This window comes from Vibrio sp. M260118 (assembly GCF_036533755.1).
In the GTDB taxonomy this organism is placed as follows: domain Bacteria; phylum Pseudomonadota; class Gammaproteobacteria; order Enterobacterales; family Vibrionaceae; genus Vibrio.
The window spans coordinates 1-1107 of record NZ_JATABG010000622.1 but is presented as its reverse complement, the minus strand read 5'-3'; the positions used below and the strand labels follow the sequence as shown (position 1 = coordinate 1107).

The 1107-nt window shown below is 48.0% G+C and carries 1 protein-coding gene and 1 pseudogene; both read left to right on the top strand.

All coding sequences use genetic code 11. The features are described 5' to 3' along the window. Positions 1 to 168: pseudogene (gene cls / locus QTO00_RS20105) on the top strand (cardiolipin synthase); the annotation flags it as partial. A 62-nt stretch (positions 169 to 230) separates the two neighbouring features. Continuing rightward, a partial coding sequence (gene metC / locus QTO00_RS20100) for a cystathionine beta-lyase (RefSeq protein ID WP_331426324.1) occupies positions 231 to 1107 on the top strand: 877 nt, incomplete at its 3' end.

Genomic DNA, 1107 nt, shown 5'->3' with positions numbered 1-1107 from the left:
GAACTGACATTAGCGATTGACGATATGGCGTTCACCAAAGAGATGTACTGGCTGCAACAAGGTTATATTGAAGAGTCTCACATTGTCGACGTAACGAAATGGAGTCAACGTACTCTGTCCTCTCGTTTCTTAGAGCGTGTTTTCTATCTATTCAATCCTCTACTTTAAACCCTTGCTATTCGTGCTTTGCCATGTTTTAAATAGGGCAAAGTAATTGATAAGGACTTCTGATGTCAGAAAGTAAGCAGACCAAGTTTGTTACCGCAGGTCGCGACAAAAAATGGACCCAAGGTGTCGTTAACCCAGCGATTCAAAGAGCCTCGACCGTAGTTTTCGATACCGTTGCGGAGAAACACCATGCAACAGTAAACCGCGCCAATAAAACGCTATTCTATGGTCGCCGAGGAACCACCACACACTTTGCGTTCCAAGATGCTATGACCGAGATTGAAGGTGGTGCAGGTTGTGCGCTCTACCCATGTGGTACGGCGGCGATTTCGAATGCCATCCTTTCTTTCGTCGCTACAGGCGACCATATCCTCATGGTGGATACCTGTTACGAACCCACTCGCGATTTTTGTGACAAGATCCTTAAGAAAATGGGGGTTGAGACTACTTACTTCGAGCCTACGCTTGGGGAAGGGATTCGTGACTTGATTAAACCAAACACCAAAGTACTTTTCCTTGAGTCTCCTGGCTCAATCACCATGGAAGTTCAAAACGTCCCAACATTGTCAAAAATCGCCCATGAATCCGAGATCGTTGTCATGCTCGACAATACTTGGGCTGCTGGGGTTAACTTCTCACCGTTTGAGCATGGCGTTGATATCTCGATCCAAGCCGCGACGAAATACATCATCGGTCATTCAGATGTGATGCTCGGCACCGCTGTCGCCAACGAAAAGCACTGGGATCAACTGCGCGAGCAAAGCTATCTCATGGGGCAATGTGTATCACCTGACGATGCCTACTTGGGATCACGAGGAATCCGTACTCTTGATGTACGCCTACGTCAGCATGCAGAAAGCAGCTTAAAAGTCGCCCAGTGGTTGGCAAAACGTCCAGAAGTGGATCACGTACGTCACCCTGCCCTTGAGTCCTGTCCGG